Consider the following 19,593-nt stretch of genomic DNA (forward strand, 5'->3'; position numbering starts at 1 on the left):
CATTCTTTCTCCCTCTACATCAGACCAAGGAGGAAGAATATCAAAACGCACGGAAAACCCACCGCACTTTTACGCAAAAATCACTTTCTTACCAAAATCAAAAAACGGCAATCGTAAGGATTTTGTTCATCGGCAGGACGGTATTGTTCAAATTCAATCGACCAGTCATGCCAATCGATTTGCGGAAAGAAAGTATCGCCCTCCAATTCCGTTTGAATTTCAGTGAGATAAAGACGATCGGCTTGCGGTAAATATTGTTTGAAAAGCTGTCCACCACCAATCAGCATAATTTCATCTGAATCGCGCACAAAATCCACCGCACTTTCTAGACTCGCTTTCCACACAACGCCTTCATGCATGAAGGGTTGACGTGAAAGCACAATATTCGTGCGTTTCGGTAACGGGCGACCAATGCTTTCAAAGGTTTTTCGCCCCATGATCACCGGCTTGCCGGTCGTGTTTTGACGAAACCAAGCCAGGTCCGCAGGCAAATGCCACGGCATTTCGTTATCTTTACCGATAACATGATTTTTCGTCATGGCGACAATCAGGCTTAAATTCATGTATTTTCCTAAGTTATTTAATGGCTTAACGTGCGGTTACTATACCACAGGTTTTCCGCGATAGAACAACAGACCTGGCAATGCTAACCCGAAAACCAATGCACCAAGGATAAAGGTAGTATTGATAAAGGAATTGATCATTTGCGCAAACAGTTCGTCAGAAAAACCGTAATGGTGAATCTGTACAATAGCGATCATGGCTTTGTAAGCATGCACGCCGGGAATCATTGGAATAATTGCCGCCACGGTGAAGACTTTCGGGTGTGCCAAATAACGATGGGAAAGGTGAACCCCGATAAAACCAATCAGCGCAGCACCAACCAGCGTGGCAAAAATAATCGGCATATCCCAATGGAGCAACAAGGTACGGGTTACATGCCCTAACGCGCCAAGCATCGCACAATATTTCAACGCTTTAGCCGGCACATTGAACAACAGCGCAAAGCCCACGGCAGGAATTGCCGCAAAGAACATATCATCGAGTAACCCAAATAACCAATCCATCTTAGTTCCCCCAAGTCGTAATGTTCAGCACGCTGAGCGCAAAGACAATGCCCAAACATGCCCCAAAGGTGAGAATGGTCGCCACCGCCCAACGACTAATCCCCATGTTAACGTAGCCTTTTAAAATATCCGCCAGTGAATTGATTAACGGGAATCCCGGCACCAACAATAAAGCGCTGGACGCCAAGGCAATTTGCGGATCATTGCCGATTTGATATTTCAAACTCATGCCCGCAATCAATGACGCCACAAAGGCTGTAATGCAAAAAACAATCATGGGATTATAATGCCGTTTAGACAATTCCTGCCGCACATACATCGCCACGGAGGAAGCCAAGAAAGTGATGAGGCTAATTAATGCATCTCCTCCGGATAAATGCGCAAAGGAGGCACAAGATAACCCCACCATCAAGACAACAAAATAACGGTTATATTTTAATGGTTTGAGGCGATCTAGTTTTTTCTTCACCAGGTGTAAATCGTATATACCATGTTCCGCAGAAATAATAATGCGTTGAACATCCGTGACCATTTGCATATTAATGCCTTTGTCGGCACTTTTACGGGTCGTCGTAATGCAATGTCCGTTGGTCAGCGTAGTAAGAATCACTGCGTTGGCGGTTAATGCGCATTCCACGCTGGCAACCCCAAGTGCAACACCAAGTCGTTGCGTCATTTGCACGACCACCGCACTTTCCACGCCATGTTGTAATAACAACAATGCCGTTTCTACGCATACACGGGTTACCTCCCGTTGGTATTCCTGAGTAATCTGTTGAGCTTTCATCATACTTTTACCTAAATTAACTGTGCCACCCATTATAAAACTTTCTAAAAGGAACAACAGTATTTCATCTTGCCCCTATTGAAGTGCGGTGGATTTTCCCGATAAATTTAATGCTTTTTGCCACGCTTAATGCTAACTTAAACGCATTTTTGACAAGGAGTCAGTATGCAACAGAATAACAAAACCATTGTGGTGAAATTCGGCACCAGCACCTTAACCCAAGACACACCAAAATTAAATTTAGCGTACATGATGGAAATCGTCCGTCAGTTGGCACAATTACATCGCGCCGGCTTTCGTTTGGTGATTGTCACTTCAGGCGCCATTGCCGCCGGTCGGCATTATTTAAATCACCCGCAATTACCGCCTACTGTGGCATCTAAACAATTATTGGCAGCAGTGGGTCAAAGCCAGCTGATTCAAACCTGGGAAAAACTCTTTGCCATTTATGATATTCATATCGGGCAAATGTTGTTAACACGTGCGGATATTGAAGATCGCGAACGTTTTCTCAATGCACGCGATACATTGCATGCATTATTAGATAATCACATTATCCCTGTTATCAATGAAAATGATGCCGTTGCTACGGCAGAAATTAAAGTCGGCGATAACGACAATTTATCCGCCTTAGTGGCGATTTTAGTCCAAGCGGAACAGCTTTATTTATTGACCGATCAACAAGGTTTGTTTGACAGCGATCCACGTAAAAATCCACAGGCGAAATTGATTCCGGTCGTGGAGAAAATCACTGATCATATTCGTTCTATCGCGGGCGGTAGCGGCACGAATTTAGGTACCGGTGGCATGTCCACCAAAATCACCGCGGCAGATGTTGCCACCCGTTCTGGCATCGAAACCATTATTGCGCCGGGTAATCAACCTAACGTCATCGTCGATTTAGCATACGATCAAGCCATCGGCACTAAATTCAAGGTACAAGCGGATCGCTTGGAAAGCCGTAAGCAATGGCTCTTCGCTGCGCCTTCTGCAGGCGCGCTAACGATTGATGATGGCGCACAAAGTGCGGTGTTAATTCAGCACAAATCCTTACTGCCGGCGGGTATCGTTGATGTCAGTGGGCGCTTCTCCCGTGGTGAAGTTGTGCGCATTCGTAACTCGCAAGGCAAAGATATTGCGCTCGGCATGCCGCGTTATAACAGCGATGCACTGGAATTAATCAAAGGCAAACAGTCTCATGATATTGAACAACTGCTTGGTTATGAATATGGCGCCGTCGCCATTCATCGGGATGATATGATTGTGCTATAAACAAAAACGGTATTCCATCAAAACAAGGGAATACCGTTTTTGTTTTAGTGGCTGTAAAAATGCCGTCAAAAATGACCGCACTTTTCGCCGCATTTAACTCCGACGTGCAGATTTTGGGCGGAAACTGGCAATAATTTCCGGTTTAGTATCAATATATAATCCGTTGATGAGCTGCAAGCAGTACGGCACAGCGCTAAAAATCCCCTTCACCAACACATTGCCGTTTTCATCTTTTACGCCTTCTAACGTTTCTTTAATCGCCTTCGGCTGTCCCGGTAAATTTAAAATCAAACTGTCTTTACGAATCACGCCCACTTGACGGGAAAGGATGGCAGTCGGCACAAAATGTAAACTTACTTGACGCATTTGCTCACCGAACCCCGGCATTTCACGATCAGCGACAGCAAGTGTCGCATCCGGTGTAACATCTCGTTTTGCCGGCCCTGTGCCGCCGGTGGTGAGCACCAAATGACAATGTTCTTCATCTACTAAGTTGCACAGCGTACGCTCAATTTCCGGTTGCTCGTCCGGAATCAGGCGTTCGACTACCTCAAAAGGCTCCACCAACGCCTGTTCCAACCAATGTTTAAGTTCCGGAATGCCTTGATCCGGATACACGCCTTGCGATGCCCGATCAGAAACGGACACTAACCCAATCTTTAAAAGTGCGGTCATTTTTTCTCTCATTTTTAAGGTTTGTTAATCAATAAATCCGGCTAGAAGCCGTTCTCACAAAAATCCTACTAAGCCCAATAATATCTCACCACATGGAAGAAAATCGGCGCAGCAAAGCAAAGGGAATCCATGCGATCTAGCATACCGCCGTGGCCACTAATCATATTTCCCCAGTCTTTTACGCCCATGCTGCGTTTCATAGCGGACATTACTAAGCCGCCTAAAAAGCCCATGAGGCAGATTAATAAGCTCATTAACACCGCTTGTACCGGGTTAAACGGCGTAAGCCAATAGAGCAAGCCTCCCAGCACACTGGCGCTGACGACACCGCCCACAAAACCTTCCACGGTTTTGGATGGCGAGAGTTTTGGCGCAATTTTGTGTTTGCCGAATAACTTGCCCCATACGTATTGCAACACATCACTGGATTGCACCACTAAAATCAAGAAAATCATCAATAGCAGTTTTTTATCTTCAAAACCTTCAATATCTAATGTCAGGATTGCCGGAATGTGGGAAATACAGAAGACGCTGATCATCAATGCCCATTGCACTTTGGTGGAACGATCTAAGAAATGCGCTGTGTCGCCCAACAACGCGGAGAGGATTGGCAAAAACAGGAAACCATACACAGGAATGAAGATGGTGAACATACTGAACCAGTCAATTGCCACCAAAAAATATTGAAGAGGCAGAATGACGTAGAAACAAGCGGCAAGTGCGAGATGATCGCCACGACGAATATAAAGCAACGATAAAAATTCACGCAATGCCATGAAAGAAATGACAAAAAATAACCCGATCACGCCATAAAAACCCAATGCCGCGGCGGCAAAGATGATCAGAATCATGACCCACCAGGCATTAATGCGTGCGTTAAGATTATCAATTACCGCATGAGGGATGGAAAAGCCGACTTTGAATTTCAATCCATAACCGATTGATGACGCAATAATTAAGGTGATAATTAAACCACCAAACAGTTGCCATATTTCCATTATGCTTTCCCTTTTTCGGTTAAATTTAAATTTAATAATGCCTGTTCGGCACGGATTAAGAAATCGGCCTTATCTTCATCTTCACGGTAGAATAACGGCTCTCCCATATATAAATCGCACAACAGCGGAATTGGCACCACAAAGCCCTTCGGCAAAACATTATGCATATTACTAATCCATACCGGCACAAGTTCTAATTGCGGGTTTTGCTTTGCGACGTAATACAAACCGCTTTTGAAAGGTTGTAGCGCCACATCGTCGTCCATTTTACGGGTGCCTTCAGGGAAAATAATCAGAGAATGATGTTGCAAGGCATCACTAATTTGTTCGGTAATGGCTTGCGGGTTATCGCCGCCCCGTTCAATTAGCAACATATTGAATACGTTATACGCCAAGAAACGACGAATCGGCCCTTTCGTCCAGTAATCCGCACCGGCAACCGGGCGAGTGTTTTTGCGCACTTGATAAGGCAAAGAGACCCACAACAAAATAAAATCACCGTGGCTGTTATGGTTGGCAAAATACAAACGATGTTTATCCGCGGATTGCTGTTCCACATTTTTTTGCGGGCGCACACCGGTGATAAAGGAGGTGAAACGACATAAGAGAAAATCAATCAATTTGGCTAACATAATCACGCTCCTATTCATTACCCACTTCGGCCAAACCAGACTTCACACGTTTGACACAAGTGACAATTAATAGAATGATGGCAATCCAAACCAGCCAATAGAGAAAATCCGGTAAAGTAGGGACAAAAACATAAACCAAGCCTAACACCCCAAACAAAAACGCTCGGTCGCTTTTACCTAACGGACCATCATAACGGCGGGTTTTACCTTGCACGTGCCCGAGCACACCACAAAATTCCGTCAATGCCGACAACCAAATGATCAAGCCGATTTGCAAACCATCAAAAGGAGAAATAAAAGCAAAAGGTAAATATAATGCGGCGTCAGACAGGACATCGGTGATTTCATTTAGGTATCCGCCCAAACGAGATTTTTGGTTAAATTCACGCGCCAACATACCATCAATGGCATTGAGTGCCATGCGCACGAACAACCAAATAGGAATCAAAATAAAAAGCCAATGATACCCGGAAAGTGCGGTCAAAATTAGCCCTAAAATAACAGAAATGGCACACGCGGTTAAGGTGACTTGATTGGCAGTCACACCACGTTGTTCTAGCTTTATCACGAGAGGACGTAATAGATTTTGGAATTTTGGTTTCAGATCATAAATACTCACCACATTCTCCTTAAACCTTAAAAAGGAAAGAATAAAGGAATCAAAAACACGCTCACTAACATCACTAAAAGAGTGAACGGCACACCGACTTTGACAAAATCGGCAAATTTATAACCGCCGGGGCCGAAAACCATGGTATTCACCGGCGATGACACCGGTGTCATAAACGCAGCTGAAGCAGCAATGGCCACCACCATCGCAAATGGCATCGGGGATAAATTGAGTTGGTGCGCCATCGTAATGGCAATGGGTGCGATCAAAATTGCGGTAGCCGTGTTAGAAATGAATAAACCAACAACGGCAGTGAGAATAAACAGGCTAATTAAAATCCAATGCTTACCCATGGCGCCAACTAAATTCAGCATTAACTCGACAATCACCGATACCCCGCCGGTTTTCTGTAAAGCCAACGAAAATGGCATCATCCCGACAATCAGTACAAGGCTTGACCAGTGAATCGAATTATAGGCGCTTTTGCTATCCACGCAACGGAAGTAGCCTAGCATTAAGCAAGCAATGAGAGAGGCCACCACATTTGGCACGACACGGGTTACCATCAGCACCACCATCACTAAAATACTCAACAAAGCATAAGGAGCTTGGCTTTGCGCAGGCACAGCTCGAGTAATTTCGCTCGGGTAATTCAACACAAAGAAATCTTTGCTGTGGCTACGCATTTGCTGGATGAGTTTCCAGTCGCCAATCACCAGCAATAAATCCCCTGCTTTATAGGGGGTTTCGACAAAATGCCCACCAAGTACTTCACCGTCACGCTTAATCCCCACCACGTTCAAACCATATTTGGAACGGAAAGCAAGTTCTTCAGTCGATTTTCCGATACAGTCGGAATCCGGCACTAAAATCAATTCCGCCATGCCAATAGAACTGGCTTGTTCAGAAAAAGACTGTGCGCGAATTTCCGCCCGCTCTAAATGATATTCCTGACAAAAGGCTTTTAAATTAAATTCAGGATCGCTGCTATCCATCAATAAAATGTCTTTCTCTCGGACTTCTGAGGAACCAAGCGCCGCAATAAATATCGGGCGAAAACGCTTCCAACGTTCAATCGCCAACACGTTCAAACCAAATTTAGAACGTAAATGTAATTCATCCAGATTTTTGCCAATCAGCGGTGAGCCTTTTCTTACCACAAAACGCTGCGTGCGTTGTTGCAAACCATATTCATGAATCAAATCACTCATGGAACGTTTATCCATGCTGTTGGTTTCATTTTCTTTATCGGAGTTTAACCAACGACGGGCAACCAGCATATAGCCGATCCCCATAAACAAAATCACTAAACCAATAGGCGTAAAATCGAAGAATTTCAAACGCATATCCGTTTCGCGTACCAACTCGGCATTCACCACTAAGTTGGGCGCTGTCGCAATCAACGTCAACATGCCGCTGATAAGCCCGGCAACGCTCAGTGGCATCATCAAACGTTTCGGAGAGATATTCATTTGGCGACAAATCATCAGCACCACGGGAATGAAAATGGCCACAACCCCCGTGGAACTCATGAAAGCCCCCAGTCCAGCCACGGCTAACATCATGAAAACCAATACACGAGCTTCACTGTTATGAGAGGCTTTTAACAGCCATTCGCTCACTTGATACGCCACACCGGTGCGAACCAAGCCTTCTCCAACAATGAACAATAAGGCAATCAGAATAATATTGGGGTCACTAAAACCGGCAAACACTTCTTGTACGGTTAAAATGCCACTGAGGCTGAACGCCAACATCACCAAAATAGCGACGACGTCCATGCGAATGCGGTTACGAATGAAGAGAATCACGGAAGTAATGAGCAACAACAGCACCCATACCCAAGGTTCCGGACGGAAAGAATCAAGTAAGCTGGTGAATTGGTTCATGGCGCCCTCCGTGCTAAAAATGTTCAAATGCAGGTTAAATTATAGCGATTCTAATAATTTTTTAACAGGCGCAAAACTACGGCGATACTGTGGTAAAAGGCCAAATTCGGTGATTTTTTCCAAATGCAATTTCGTTGGGTAGCCTTTGTGTTGCGCAAAGGCATATTGTGGATATTGTTGATCCAATTCCAACATCTCTTGGTCTCGTGCAACTTTTGCCAAAATAGACGCTGCGCTAATTTCCGCCACCAAAGCATCCCCTTTAACAACCGCTTGGGCCGGTATCGACAAATTCGGCGGAATCCGATTACCGTCCACCAACACGAAGTGCGGTTGAATTTTCAAGTGTTTTACCGCCCGTTCCATGGCAAGCATGGAAGCATGCAAAATATTCAACTCGTCAATCTCATGTGGTTCAGCCCGACCGAGCGCCCACGCCAGTGCTTTTTGCTTAATTTCTTCCGCTAACAATAAACGTTTTTTTTCCGACAGTTTCTTAGAATCGGCAAGCCCCTCAATAGGATTGTTCGGATCCAAAATCACTGCTGCCGTCACCACGGCACCGACTAACGGCCCGCGTCCTACTTCATCTACACCGGCAATGAGTTCATAGCCCTGTGGGTACACAAACTTATCCATGAGATGGCTCCAATAAATCAATCACTGCTTGTGCGGCTTGCTGATCGGCATTGCACTGGATCCTTTGGTGTAACTCAGCAAAACGCTGTAATAAAACGTGGCGATTTTGCACCGCACTTTTATCCTCACTTAAATACAGGGACAATTTTTCTGCCAACTTCGTTGGATTGCAGTCTTCTTGAATTAATTCCGGGACTAACATTTCATCTGCCAACAAATTTGGCAAAGAAACATACTTAGTTTTCACCAAGCGTTTGGCTAAGAAATAGGTGAACGGTTTCATGCGATACCCCACTACCATCGGGGATTTACATAACATCGCTTCCAACGCAGCCGTACCTGAGGCCAGCAACGTTGCTTCTGCGGTGATCATGGCGGCACGCGCATTGCCGTCCAATAAAATCATATCCAATTCCGGCGCAACGCATTGTTTGATTTGTTCAAATTGCTGGCGGCGTTTTTGATTAATTAACGGCACAAGAAATTTAACATCCGGATAGCGTTGATGTAGCAGTTGCGCAGTTTGTAAGAAAGGTTCACTCAGAAATTCCACCTCTGAACCACGACTCCCCACCAGTATCGCCACATAACGTTGCGTTGGATCTAAATTCAATAATTGGCAGGCTTCATCACGATTCGGTTTCAACGGAATGGCATCTGCCATGGTGTGACCAATAAAACGACAAGGCACATTGAAACGATCATAAAAGGCTTTTTCAAAAGGCAAAAAGGCAAGGACTAAATTGGTTGCCGCCGCGATTTTATACACGCGTTTCTGACGCCACGCCCACACGGATGGACTCACATAATGAATGGTCTTAATGCCCCGCTGTTTGAGTTTCAGTTCTACGTCCAAGTTAAAATCCGGCGCATCAATGCCAATGAAAACATCCGGTTTTAATACCGATAATTGCTCGATGATGCTACCGCGGATGTTGAGTAAGCGCGGCAGGTGTTTCAATACCTCTACCAACCCCATCACGGATAATTCTTCCATATCAAACAGAGTTTCAAATCCTTCGGCAATCATGCGTTCACCGCCAATACCGATAAATTTGGCATGCGGATAACGCGCTTTCAGGGCATGAATTAAACCTGCCCCGAGAATGTCACCGGAGACTTCGCCTGCAATGATTGCAATGGTTGGAGAATGATTGAGGGATATTGAATTTGGCATAGTCAAAACTCTGAAAAAAACGACCGCTCTTTTAGTCATAGAAAAGAGCGGTCGGCAATGGATGAATTGATTAAAAGGATTAACGGATAATGCCGCGGGTGGAACGCTTAAAGAAATCCAAGAAGAAACTGATCGCCGATTCAGTTGCGGCAATTTGTTCAATTTCCGGCATCACTTCATCTAATGTTTTACCGCTACGATAAATCATTTTGTAAACGTTACGAATCGCATGCATCGTCGGTTTATCAAAACCGCGACGTTTTAACCCTTCAATGTTCACGCCGAACGGTTGCGCATGGTTGCCTTGTGCCATGACATAAGGAGGTACGTCTTGGCTGACCATAGAACCACCGCCCAACATCACATGTGCACCAACGACAACGAATTGATGAATCGCAGACATCCCGCCAACAATCACGAAATCGTCCAATTCCACGTGTCCGGCAAGGGTAGCGTTATTGGCTAAAATACAGCGGTTTTTAATCACGCAGTCATGTGCAATATGGACGTTAATCATGAATAAGTTGTCATCACCGATTTTCGTCACACCGCCACCTTGTACAGTACCACGGTGAATAGTCACACTTTCACGAATGCGATTACGGTTACCAATCACAACACGTGTCGGCTCACCTTGATATTTAAGATCTTGGTTTACCTCACCGATGCTGGCAAATTGATAAATTTCATTATCTTCACCGATTCGTGTATGACCATTAATCACAACATGGGAATGGACGACGGTGCCTTTGCCGATCTCAACATCTTTGCCGATGATGGTAAACGGGCCGATAACCACGTTTTCACCAATTTTTGCACCTTCTTCAACAATGGCCTGCGGATGAACTTTGGCTGTTGGGTGAATCATATTTATCCCCTTGTCTGAATTATGCTACGCGACGAGCACACATTAGTTTCGCTTCACAGGCTACTTCGCCGTCAACGGTTGCTGTAGCGGTAAAGGCAGTAATACCACGGCGTTCTTTAATCACTTCAACGTGTAATACCATTTGATCGCCAGGAACAATCGGACGCTTAAAGCGAGCTTCATCAACACCAGCGAAATAGAAAATCTCACCACCGGCTAACTCATGGGTTTTGAAAGCTAAAATGCCCATGGCCTGCGCCATGGCTTCAAGAATTAACACGCCCGGTAAAATGGGATTTCCCGGGAAATGACCGGTAAAACAAGGCTCATTCACACTGATATTTTTAATCGCAGTCAACCATTTGCCTTCTTCAAAATTGATCACGCGATCCACTAATAAAAATGGATAACGATGTGGCAATAATTGCATAATTTCGTGAGATTCGATAATTCTTGAGGTTTGTTCAGTCACGGGATTACCTTTCAATATTAAATAAGAAACAAAAAATACGCGTTAAATTATACGTTATTTAACTCATCAACACAAAATGAACGAAACATCACTCATCTGATTTCAGTTTTTTCTCAAGGGCTTTAATGCGTTTATTTAAACCATCAATGCCAAGTGTCAATGCCGCTGTTTTGCGCCACTCTTTATTGGTTTGGAGCGGAATACCGGAAGAATACACACCCGGTTCGGTAATCGGACGCATGACCATTCCCATGCCGGTGACTGTCACTTGATCACAAATTTCCATATGCCCGTTAATCACACTAGCACCGCCAATTAAACAATAACGTCCCACGGTTAAACTGCCTGCCATAATCACCCCGCCGGCAACCGCGGTCCCCGTGCCGATATGCACGTTATGGGCAATCTGACAAAGGTTGTCGATAATCACGTTATCTTCAATTACGGTTGCATCTAATGCGCCACGGTCAATACAGGTGCAAGCACCAATTTCCACGTGATTGCCGATAATCACTTGTCCTACTTGCGGGATTTTGATCCATTTACCGCGCTCATTGGCATAACCAAAGCCATCGCTACCGATAACTGCACCGGATTGAATTAAGCAATGTTGGCCAATTTCGACATCATGATATACAGACACATTCGCCCAAAGTTGGGTGTGCGCGCCAATTTTGGTGTTCTTACCAATAAAACAATTTGCGCCAATCACCACGTTATCACCAAGCACAACGCCGGATTCAATGACACTGTTTGCACCGATAGAGACATTTTCACCTAACAAAACATCGTCAGAAATGACCGCACTTTTTGCAATTCCACTTGCCGCTTTTGGTGTGGTATCCATATATTGTGCTAATTTTGCATAGGCAACATAAGGATCTTTCACGATAAGCAAATTACTTTCCGGTGAACAAAATTCTATATCCGCTTCGGATACTACCAAAATACCCGCCTTTGACTGTGCCAGTTTTTCACGGAATTTGGCATTAGAAATGAATGTTAGCTGATGTTTTTCTGCTTTATCTAAGGGAGCGATATTACTCACAACAACATCGGCGTTACCACGAATGGTAGCGCCGATTTGTTGTGCTAATTCCAAGAGGGAATAGGTCTTCATTATTTAGCCTGTGTAGGAATTGCTTTTAATACATCTTCAGTAATGTTTTTACCGTCAACAGCAAAAACAACGGAACGATCATCAAGCACTAAAGTGTAATTTTTTTGTTTCGCTACATTATTCGTGGCGGTTTGAATGCTCGCAATCATTTTTGTTGTTTCTTCATTTTCACGTTTTGCATAACTTTCTTGGAAAGCTTTTGCTTTTTGATCGTGCTCAGTAATCAATTTATTGATAGCGTCTTGCTCATCATTAGCAAATTTATTAATCTCATCTTCGCGTTTTTTGATGTCTGCAGAACGTAATTTAGGTGCGTCTTTCTGTAAAGCCGCCACTTTTGCTTCTACTTTCTTTTGAACATCCGCAATTTTCGCATCAATCTGTTTTTTGTTTTCTGCTAATTTATCCGCAGTTGGTTTGAATTCTGCCTCTAATTTTTCAGCAACAACTTTACGATCCGGATGATTCTGGAAAAGGTAATCTGCGCTTACAAAAGCGATATTTTCTTCTGCCATTGCTAAAGAAGAAGTGAATGCTAAAGCTAAAGAAAGTGCGGTTAATTTTACAGTTTTTTTCATTTTTTTATTTTTCCTTTTAGTAAGTTAAACATTAAATCCTTCTGTGCCAATATCTTGACACAGATATCTCGTCACATTAATTCAATTGGACTATTCTGTTTAGAATGATCCGCCAATACTGAACTGGAATTGTTCAATATCATCATTTTCATATTTTTTGATTGGTTTAGCGTAAGAAAATACTAGCGGACCAATCGGAGACTGCCATTGGAAACCAACACCAGCAGAAGCACGAATACGAGAAGGGTCACCATAATCAGGTAAATTCAAATGGGCAAATTTAGATTTTTCACTCTTCCAGTGGGTATCCCACACACTTGCTGCATCAACAAAGAAAGAAGTACGTACGGAATTTTGATTCTTCTCTGCGACAAACGGAGTCGGCACAATCAATTCGAAACTGGCTGTTGCCATGGCATTTCCCCCAACAATATCGCCAGTTACATAATTATAACAAGTTACATTTGTGGTTACGCCAGAACAAGTCGCTGGCGCATTTCGGGCAATATAAATCGCTTGTGGACCAATAGCGCCATAAGAAAAGCCGCGTAAACTGCCTATACCACCTGCAGTATAAGTTTGATAGAACGGTAAGCGTTTACCACCAAAGCCATCTGCATAAGATGCCCCTAAACGTCCAGACAATACCCATGTCTGATCACGGTTAAGCGGGTAGAACCCTTGAACATCGGCATTGAGTCGATAGTATTTATTATCAGAGCCAGGAATCGTAACCTTACCACCAATAGACGCTTTAACCCCTTTAGTTGGTAAGAAACCACGGTTCAAACTGTTATAATTCCAACCGAATGAAACATCATAATCGTGAGATTTGAACACCCAGTCATCAAAATTCATAGAGGCTAAATACAAAGCACGATTATATTCAGGTGTAATATTTTTTAATTTGTTATAGGCGTAACCAACACCAAGATAGTAGGCATTGTTTTCGTTGACCGGGAATCCTAAGGTTAGGTTACCACCATAAGTCGTTCGTGCATAAGCTGCTGATGTTGAATTTTTTGAGTTATCAAAGCTTTCAAAGAAAACATTTCCGCCCAAACTGACACCATCTTTAGTGAAGTATGGTTCTGTATAACCTAAATTAACGCTTGTACCATAATCATTACGGGAACCGGCTAAACTTAGAGAAGACCCCATACCCAAGAAGTTATCTTGTTTAATGCTGGCTTGGTAACTTAAACCGCTTTCCGTACCATAGCCGATACCAAAATTAATACTACCAGTATTACGTTCTTTTACCTTATAAATAACGTCAACTTGGTCATTGGTTCCTTCAACAGCTTCAGTGCGACTTTCAACGGTCTCAAAAAAGCCTGTGCGATCTAACCGCACTTTACCTAATTCAACCAAATCGGTAGATAACCAACTACCTTCTTGCTGGCGCATTTCTTGGCGCAAAGTGCTATCCGCACTCACGGTATTACCTTCAAAACGAATTTGGCGCACAGAATAACGTTTACCCGCATCAACAACAAAACTCAAGCCAACCGTTTTATTCTCATCATTAAAATCAGGCTGTACGTTCACTTGTGCACTACCATAACCACGTTCGCCAAGTGTTGCTTTAATACTTTCTTCAACTAACTGTACATCACTACGACGAAACGCTTCGCCAACATGAATTTGCTTAAGTAACGGCGCCAATTGTTCCGCCATGCCGCCTACATCACCCACAATACGCGCGCCATTAACGGTATATTTTTCACCTTCAACAATATCAATTGTTACTCGAGCTTCCGTCTTTTCATCGTTTAGTTTCACGTCGGTATTGGCGATTCCGGCTTTAGCATAACCACGGTCAAGGTAATAATTTCTAATTGTTTCAAGATCTTTAGTGAATTGGGTAGAATCAAATTTGTTACCAAAGAACTTCCACCAAGCATCCGGTTGAAGCTCCATTTGGTCTTGTAATCGATCACTATCAAAAGCTTGGTTACCGACAAAAGTGACATCTTTCAGTAACGCTACGTCATTTTCAGTTACTTGAATCTTAATTTCCGCACGGTTATTTGGTAATGGGTTAACAATCGTTTCGACTTTTGCGTTATAACGACCAACACTATGATAGTGCTCTTCCAATCCTTTACGAAACTCTTCTAATTTTTCACGATTCAACACATCGCCTTTACGAAAACCATTGGTATCTAAGTTTTGTTTTAATGCATCGTTTGGAACGGATTTATTTCCTTCAAACACCACATCAGAAATGATCGCTTTCGGCATAACAGAAATCACTAATGTATTTCCTTGCTGTGATGCCCTTACATCATCATACTGCCCCGTTAGGAACAAATTACGGACGATATTAGAAATATTGGCATCATTAATTTTCTGACCAATTTTTATCGGTAACGAGGCAATAATCTGACTTTCACTACCAGCCTGAACACCATCAACACGAATATCTTGAACTACAAAAGGTCCCGCAAGAGCGGCGGTAGAACCAAACAACAAACTTACAAGTAAAAGTTTTTTCATCGTAATTTCTATCCTGTATAAAAATACTAATTTAAACGTAAAAAATCATTAATCAGCCCAAATCCCATTAACATTAATAATAAGATTGCACCGATTCGATAACTGATATTCTGAACATGTTCGGAAACTGGCTTTCCTTTAAGCGCTTCTAATCCTAAAAAGACTAAATGTCCCCCATCAAGCACAGGCAATGGGAAGAGATTCATGATCCCTAAATTGACACTAATCAGTGCGAGAAAACTGAGGTAATAAACTAATCCTAACTCAGATGATGCGCCTGCACCTTGCGCAATAGAAATCGGACCACTTAAATTATTCAAAGACAACTCGCCAACCAATAATTTCCCGATCACTTTTATGGTTAGCCAAAAGAGTTGAAACGTCTTCTCAGCCCCTTTCTGTAAGGATTCAAACATATCATACTTTAATTCAGTACGATATTCATCAGGCACAGGGGAAAAAGTCGGAGAAATACCAACAACTAAACGCTTTTTGTCATTCAGTTCTGGCGTAATAGTCTTCATTAACCACGCGCCATTACGCTCGACCTTCACAGATAATGGATTACCTAATTCCACTTGCTCAATAAAATCCTGCCAGCGTATCGGCTGACCATCAGCCCAATATAATTTATCACCGACCAGTAATCCGGCTTTTTGTGCAGGAGAATTCTCGACGACTTTAGACAAAGTCATATCGACTTTAGTTCTAACCGGCAATATACCGAGAGAACCGAAGGCTGTTTCTTTTTCAGGGTTAAAATTCCAGTGAGATAAATCTAAGATTCTATGCTGTTCAATATTCGAACCGAATTCAACTAAGGTTAACTCTACTCTACTTGCACCCATTTTAGTTGCCAACAGCATATTGATGGTCTCCCAATCAGGCGTAGCGACACCATCAATTTCAGTAATTTGCGTTTTTGGCTGAACCTGCGCCATCGCGGCAATAGAATGAGGTTTTATATCATCAATGACCGGTTTAACGCTTGGAATTCCGATGGTATAAATCAGAAAATAAGCAAAAATAGCAAACAAGAAATTGGCTAGCGGACCGGCGGCAATAATAAAAGCACGTTGGGCGACCATTTTATTATCAAAGGCTTGAGATGCCAACTCTGAAGGAATGTCTTCGTTTCTTCCATCCAGCATTTTGACATAGCCCCCAAGAGGAATGGCCGACACGGCAAATTCTGTCCCTTGTTTATCGGTACGCGACCAAATGACTTTACCAAAACCAATAGAAAAACGATGGACTTTCACACCGCACTTTCGTGCCGCCCAGAAATGACCATACTCATGTACCGTTACTAAAACGGCAATCGCAATCAGAAATGAAACGGTTGACCACAAAAATGACATATCGCCAATCCTATAGTATAAAGAAATAGAAGTAGGCAAAGAATGGAACCGCCGCGGTTAAGCTGTCAATGCGATCCAAAATACCACCATGCCCCGGAATTAAATGACTGCTATCTTTAATACCGCTTTGGCGTTTAAACATACTTTCTGTTAAATCACCTAAAATAGAGATAGCAACCGTTGCCACAGACAAACCAATAAAGGCTCCGGATGAGACATTCGCGGTCAAACTTTGTTGCGCTACATTCACAAAAATGGCTGCAACAACGCCCGCCATCACCAAACCGCCAATAGCCCCTTGCCAAGATTTTCCCGGAGAAACTTTCGGTGCCAATTTGTGCTTACCAAATTTACGACCGACAAAATAAGCGCCGGAATCCGCTACCCAAACCAAAATAAACACATACAACAACAGCATAATGCCGTGATAAGGCGCTGCCACATAATGATCTAAACGTAACAATAATACGCCGATTAAAAATGGGATAAGGGTAAAGAAACAGAAAAAGAATTGTAAGACGGAATGTTTGCCCCAAATGACACTACTTTTCGGGTAAGTCACCACAAAAAATAAGGCCACCAGCCACCAAATAACCGCGCCCAATAAAATCGGCTGAGCATACAGTTCAAATACACGTCCGGCATCTAAATAATTGCCTTCCCCATAGATCCAGAGGAATAAAAAGGCAGCACTTAAACCTGTAATGGCATAGCGCCAAAAAGTGGGTTGCTTGAAATTAAAAAACTGCGTCCATTCCCAAACGCCTAACACGACGACAACACCTAAGGCGAGGGCAAAATAATAAGGTGAAAATAAAAATAATGCGGTAAAGACAAGGGCAATTAACACAATTGCCGAAATAACTCGTTGTTTAAGCACAATATATTCCTCTATTATTCGGTTCCGCCAAAACGGCGATGACGTTGTTGATAAGATAAAATCGCCTGATGAAACTCGGCCTCATTAAAATCCGGCCACAGTACATCAGAAAAATATAGTTCCGCGTAGGCTGTTTGCCACAATAAGAAATTGCTAATGCGTTGTTCACCGCTAGTACGAATCAATAAATCCACTTCAGGCTCATCTTTCGTCACCAAATGTTGTTGCAATAAAGCTTCATTAATGTCTGCGACGTTGAGCTGTTGCGCTTGAACCTGTTCTGCCAACTGCTGTGCCGCCTGAACGATATCCCAGCGCCCGCCATAATTCGCGGCAATATTTAACGTAAGTGCGGTGTTATTTTCCGTTAATTTTTCCGCTTTTTTGATTTTTTCCTGCAAGCCTGCACTAAAGCGGGAAATATCACCTAAAATTTTCAAACGAATGTCATTTTTATGCAGTTTTTTCACTTCAAAATCAAGCGCCTGCATAAATAAATTCATCAATGCGCTAACTTCCTGCTCGGGACGATTCCAGTTTTCGCTGCTAAACGCATATAAGGTCAAATATTTCACCCCAATTCTGCGAGCATAAGACACGGCTTCACGTACTGCCGCCACGCCGTTTTTATGTCCAAAAACGCGCATTTTTCCTTGTTGCTTCGCCCAACGCCCGTTGCCGTCCATAATAATTGCAACGTGTTGCGGAATATTATTCCGATCTAATTCTGTCATTATCCCTTCTCAATGCAAAATATCAGTGTGACCAATGTGCCAATTGTTGTCGTGCATATTCACGAGCGGCACGATCCACCTCCAACACATCATCAATCTGTTTGATTTGTTGCGACGGCATTTGTTCCACAACAGCCTGATTCAGTTTGGCAATATCCGTAAATTTAATTTGGCGATCTAAAAAGGCTTGTACGGCCACTTCATTCGCCGCATTCATGGCAGTAGTCGCATACTGTCCTGCCGCAAAAGCCTCTATCGCCAGTTTCAAACAAGGATAACGTTGATAATCCGGCGCTAAAAAAGTCAGCCCATTTAATTGGTAAAAATCTAACGGAGCTACGCCGGAAAAAGTGCGGTGCGGATATGCCATGGTTTCCGCAATCGGTGTGCGCATATCAGGATTCCCCATTTGCGCAATAACGCTGCCATCAATGTAGCGTACCATGGAGTGAATAATGGACTGCGGGTGAATAATGACTTCCATTTCATCGGCTGTCGCATTAAACAACCAACGGGCCTCAATATACTCCAACCCCTTGTTCATCATCGTTGCGGAATCCACAGAGATCTTCTTGCCCATAGACCAGTTAGGATGTGCTACCGCCTGTTCCGGTGTAATACCGTCAAATTCGCTTAAATCCGTGTAACGGAAAGGCCCACCCGAACCGGTCAGCACGATTTTACTGATGCCCAAATCTGCTAACGGGCAAAATCCGATTTGTTGTTGAGCCTGCGGAGGCAACGATTGGAAAATGGCGTTATGTTCACTGTCCACCGGCAATAATTGCGCGCCATAGCGTTTTACCGCATCAATAAAAATCTGGCCGCAAGTGACCAACGCTTCCTTATTTGCCAACAAAACTTTCTTGCCTGTCTTCACTGCCGACAACGTTGGCAATAAACCTGCCGCACCAACAATCGCCGCCATGACCATATCCGCATCAGGATGCGCGCTTAATTCACAAATCGCTTGTTGACCGGCAAATACTTGCGTCGGGAGCTGATGCGTAGCTACTTTCTCACGCAAATGTTTTGCTGCGCTTTCATCTGCCAAAGCAACAAAGTGCGGCCGAAATTTCACGCATTTTTCAAACATTGCATCCACATTGGAACCCCCGACTAAAGCAAACGCTTCATACTTTTCCGGATTGTGTTCAATCACCGAAAGGGTGCTATTACCGATGGAACCTGTCGCGCCAAGAATCACGACCTTTTGTTTTTTTTGCATAAAATTTCGACCGCACTTTGTCAATTTTTCGGACGGAATGAAAGCCTCACACGCCCATATAAGAAAAGACGCAGTAAGGCACTGCGTCTAATGTTAACCTGTTT

General features: G+C 43.5%; 20 protein-coding genes. 1 reads left to right on the plus strand and 19 read right to left on the minus strand.

The features are described 5' to 3' along the window. Positions 1-80: 80 nt before the first annotated feature. Genes folA through LQ983_RS03830 form a run of 3 tightly spaced genes read right to left on the minus strand, consistent with a single transcriptional unit; the run spans position 81 to position 1,854 of the window. Positions 81-563 carry a type 3 dihydrofolate reductase gene (gene folA / locus LQ983_RS03820; protein ID WP_109432684.1) on the minus strand — a complete coding sequence of 161 codons (483 nt, stop codon included), beginning with the start codon at positions 561-563 and terminating at the stop codon, positions 81-83. Between the two features lie 39 nt (positions 564-602). Further along, positions 603-1,067, minus strand: coding sequence for a threonine/serine exporter family protein (locus LQ983_RS03825; RefSeq protein ID WP_109432683.1), 465 nt, complete (start codon positions 1,065-1,067; stop codon positions 603-605). Position 1,068: 1 nt separating this feature from the next. After that, entirely contained in the window at positions 1,069-1,854 is a 786-nt protein-coding gene (locus LQ983_RS03830) for a threonine/serine exporter ThrE family protein (RefSeq protein ID WP_109859283.1), read from the minus strand. Between the two features lie 165 nt (positions 1,855-2,019). Between LQ983_RS03830 and proB the strand changes: the two genes are divergently transcribed. Continuing rightward, positions 2,020-3,126, plus strand: coding sequence for a glutamate 5-kinase (gene proB / locus LQ983_RS03835; RefSeq protein ID WP_230621724.1), 1,107 nt, complete (start codon positions 2,020-2,022; stop codon positions 3,124-3,126). Positions 3,127-3,219: 93 nt separating this feature from the next. On the opposite strand, the gene mog is transcribed toward proB, so the two are convergent. The 16 genes from mog to ispC all read right to left on the minus strand — a co-directional run bounded on the left by mog (position 3,220) and on the right by ispC (position 19,489). After that, a complete protein-coding gene (gene mog / locus LQ983_RS03840; RefSeq protein ID WP_032997757.1) occupies positions 3,220-3,801 on the minus strand; it encodes a molybdopterin adenylyltransferase in 582 nt (193 codons plus the stop codon). Positions 3,802-3,869: 68 nt separating this feature from the next. Continuing rightward, positions 3,870-4,799, minus strand: a complete 930-nt coding sequence (locus tag LQ983_RS03845) for a phosphatidate cytidylyltransferase (protein ID WP_230621725.1) — start codon at positions 4,797-4,799, stop codon at positions 3,870-3,872. Continuing rightward, complete coding sequence (locus LQ983_RS03850) at positions 4,799-5,431, minus strand: lysophospholipid acyltransferase family protein (protein WP_230621726.1); 633 nt, start codon at positions 5,429-5,431, stop codon at positions 4,799-4,801. The genes LQ983_RS03845 and LQ983_RS03850 overlap by 1 nt, the downstream gene beginning before the upstream one ends. Positions 5,432-5,441: 10 nt before the next feature. Then, positions 5,442-6,050 carry a CDP-alcohol phosphatidyltransferase family protein gene (locus LQ983_RS03855; protein ID WP_230621727.1) on the minus strand — a complete coding sequence of 203 codons (609 nt, stop codon included), beginning with the start codon at positions 6,048-6,050 and terminating at the stop codon, positions 5,442-5,444. Between the two features lie 17 nt (positions 6,051-6,067). Next, positions 6,068-7,930 carry an SLC13 family permease gene (locus LQ983_RS03860; protein ID WP_230621728.1) on the minus strand — a complete coding sequence of 621 codons (1,863 nt, stop codon included), beginning with the start codon at positions 7,928-7,930 and terminating at the stop codon, positions 6,068-6,070. 39 nt (positions 7,931-7,969) lie between these two features. Then, complete coding sequence (rnhB, locus tag LQ983_RS03865) at positions 7,970-8,569, minus strand: ribonuclease HII (RefSeq protein ID WP_230621729.1); 600 nt, start codon at positions 8,567-8,569, stop codon at positions 7,970-7,972. Continuing rightward, the gene (gene lpxB, locus LQ983_RS03870) at positions 8,562-9,746 is read right to left on the minus strand and encodes a lipid-A-disaccharide synthase (protein ID WP_230621730.1); all 1,185 of its coding nucleotides are present in this window, start codon (positions 9,744-9,746) and stop codon (positions 8,562-8,564) included. Before lpxB ends, rnhB begins: the two co-directional genes overlap by 8 nt. Positions 9,747-9,825: 79 nt before the next feature. Next, a complete protein-coding gene (gene lpxA / locus LQ983_RS03875; protein WP_006716881.1) occupies positions 9,826-10,614 on the minus strand; it encodes an acyl-ACP--UDP-N-acetylglucosamine O-acyltransferase in 789 nt (262 codons plus the stop codon). Between the two features lie 19 nt (positions 10,615-10,633). Further along, positions 10,634-11,044, minus strand: coding sequence for a 3-hydroxyacyl-ACP dehydratase FabZ (fabZ, locus tag LQ983_RS03880; RefSeq protein WP_050540575.1), 411 nt, complete (start codon positions 11,042-11,044; stop codon positions 10,634-10,636). A gap of 130 nt (positions 11,045-11,174) precedes the next feature. Next, positions 11,175-12,206 (minus strand): UDP-3-O-(3-hydroxymyristoyl)glucosamine N-acyltransferase, encoded by a 1,032-nt coding sequence (lpxD, locus tag LQ983_RS03885; protein ID WP_162541383.1) that lies wholly within the window; start codon positions 12,204-12,206, stop codon positions 11,175-11,177. Then, positions 12,206-12,784: an OmpH family outer membrane protein gene (locus LQ983_RS03890; protein ID WP_006716876.1), complete on the minus strand. Its 579-nt coding sequence runs from the start codon at positions 12,782-12,784 to the stop codon at positions 12,206-12,208. The genes lpxD and LQ983_RS03890 overlap by 1 nt, the downstream gene beginning before the upstream one ends. A 99-nt stretch (positions 12,785-12,883) precedes the next feature. Further along, entirely contained in the window at positions 12,884-15,286 is a 2,403-nt protein-coding gene (bamA, locus tag LQ983_RS03895) for an outer membrane protein assembly factor BamA (RefSeq protein WP_230621731.1), read from the minus strand. 26 nt (positions 15,287-15,312) lie between these two features. Beyond that, positions 15,313-16,647 carry a sigma E protease regulator RseP gene (gene rseP, locus LQ983_RS03900; RefSeq protein ID WP_230621732.1) on the minus strand — a complete coding sequence of 445 codons (1,335 nt, stop codon included), beginning with the start codon at positions 16,645-16,647 and terminating at the stop codon, positions 15,313-15,315. A gap of 10 nt (positions 16,648-16,657) precedes the next feature. Continuing rightward, complete coding sequence (locus LQ983_RS03905; RefSeq protein ID WP_230621733.1) at positions 16,658-17,527, minus strand: phosphatidate cytidylyltransferase; 870 nt, start codon at positions 17,525-17,527, stop codon at positions 16,658-16,660. Positions 17,528-17,541: 14 nt separating this feature from the next. Next, a complete protein-coding gene (gene uppS / locus LQ983_RS03910) occupies positions 17,542-18,261 on the minus strand; it encodes a polyprenyl diphosphate synthase (RefSeq protein ID WP_230621734.1) in 720 nt (239 codons plus the stop codon). A gap of 22 nt (positions 18,262-18,283) precedes the next feature. After that, positions 18,284-19,489 carry a 1-deoxy-D-xylulose-5-phosphate reductoisomerase gene (gene ispC / locus LQ983_RS03915; protein ID WP_111295688.1) on the minus strand — a complete coding sequence of 402 codons (1,206 nt, stop codon included), beginning with the start codon at positions 19,487-19,489 and terminating at the stop codon, positions 18,284-18,286. Positions 19,490-19,593: the final 104 nt, after the last annotated feature.

Source organism: Aggregatibacter sp. Marseille-P9115 (genome assembly GCF_920939465.1).
In the GTDB taxonomy this organism is placed as follows: Bacteria; Pseudomonadota; Gammaproteobacteria; order Enterobacterales; family Pasteurellaceae; genus Aggregatibacter; species Aggregatibacter segnis_B.

Bases quoted from the DNA above. Each gene is read 5' to 3' on its own strand.
- folA (WP_109432684.1), bottom strand. From the start codon at position 563: ATGAATTTAAGCCTGATTGTCGCCATGACGAAAAATCATGTTATCGGT.
- LQ983_RS03825 (WP_109432683.1), bottom strand. From the start codon at position 1,067: ATGGATTGGTTATTTGGGTTACTCGATGATATGTTCTTTGCGGCAATT.
- LQ983_RS03830 (WP_109859283.1), bottom strand. From the start codon at position 1,854: ATGAAAGCTCAACAGATTACTCAGGAATACCAACGGGAGGTAACCCGT.
- proB (WP_230621724.1), top strand. From the start codon at position 2,020: ATGCAACAGAATAACAAAACCATTGTGGTGAAATTCGGCACCAGCACC.
- mog (WP_032997757.1), bottom strand. From the start codon at position 3,801: ATGACCGCACTTTTAAAGATTGGGTTAGTGTCCGTTTCTGATCGGGCA.
- LQ983_RS03845 (WP_230621725.1), bottom strand. From the start codon at position 4,799: ATGGAAATATGGCAACTGTTTGGTGGTTTAATTATCACCTTAATTATT.
- LQ983_RS03850 (WP_230621726.1), bottom strand. From the start codon at position 5,431: ATGTTAGCCAAATTGATTGATTTTCTCTTATGTCGTTTCACCTCCTTT.
- LQ983_RS03860 (WP_230621728.1), bottom strand. From the start codon at position 7,930: ATGAACCAATTCACCAGCTTACTTGATTCTTTCCGTCCGGAACCTTGG.
- rnhB (WP_230621729.1), bottom strand. From the start codon at position 8,569: ATGGATAAGTTTGTGTACCCACAGGGCTATGAACTCATTGCCGGTGTA.
- lpxB (WP_230621730.1), bottom strand. From the start codon at position 9,746: ATGCCAAATTCAATATCCCTCAATCATTCTCCAACCATTGCAATCATT.
- lpxA (WP_006716881.1), bottom strand. From the start codon at position 10,614: ATGATTCACCCAACAGCCAAAGTTCATCCGCAGGCCATTGTTGAAGAA.
- fabZ (WP_050540575.1), bottom strand. From the start codon at position 11,044: ATGCAATTATTGCCACATCGTTATCCATTTTTATTAGTGGATCGCGTG.
- lpxD (WP_162541383.1), bottom strand. From the start codon at position 12,206: ATGAAGACCTATTCCCTCTTGGAATTAGCACAACAAATCGGCGCTACC.
- LQ983_RS03890 (WP_006716876.1), bottom strand. From the start codon at position 12,784: ATGAAAAAAACTGTAAAATTAACCGCACTTTCTTTAGCTTTAGCATTC.
- bamA (WP_230621731.1), bottom strand. From the start codon at position 15,286: ATGAAAAAACTTTTACTTGTAAGTTTGTTGTTTGGTTCTACCGCCGCT.
- rseP (WP_230621732.1), bottom strand. From the start codon at position 16,647: ATGTCATTTTTGTGGTCAACCGTTTCATTTCTGATTGCGATTGCCGTT.
- uppS (WP_230621734.1), bottom strand. From the start codon at position 18,261: ATGACAGAATTAGATCGGAATAATATTCCGCAACACGTTGCAATTATT.
- ispC (WP_111295688.1), bottom strand. From the start codon at position 19,489: ATGCAAAAAAAACAAAAGGTCGTGATTCTTGGCGCGACAGGTTCCATC.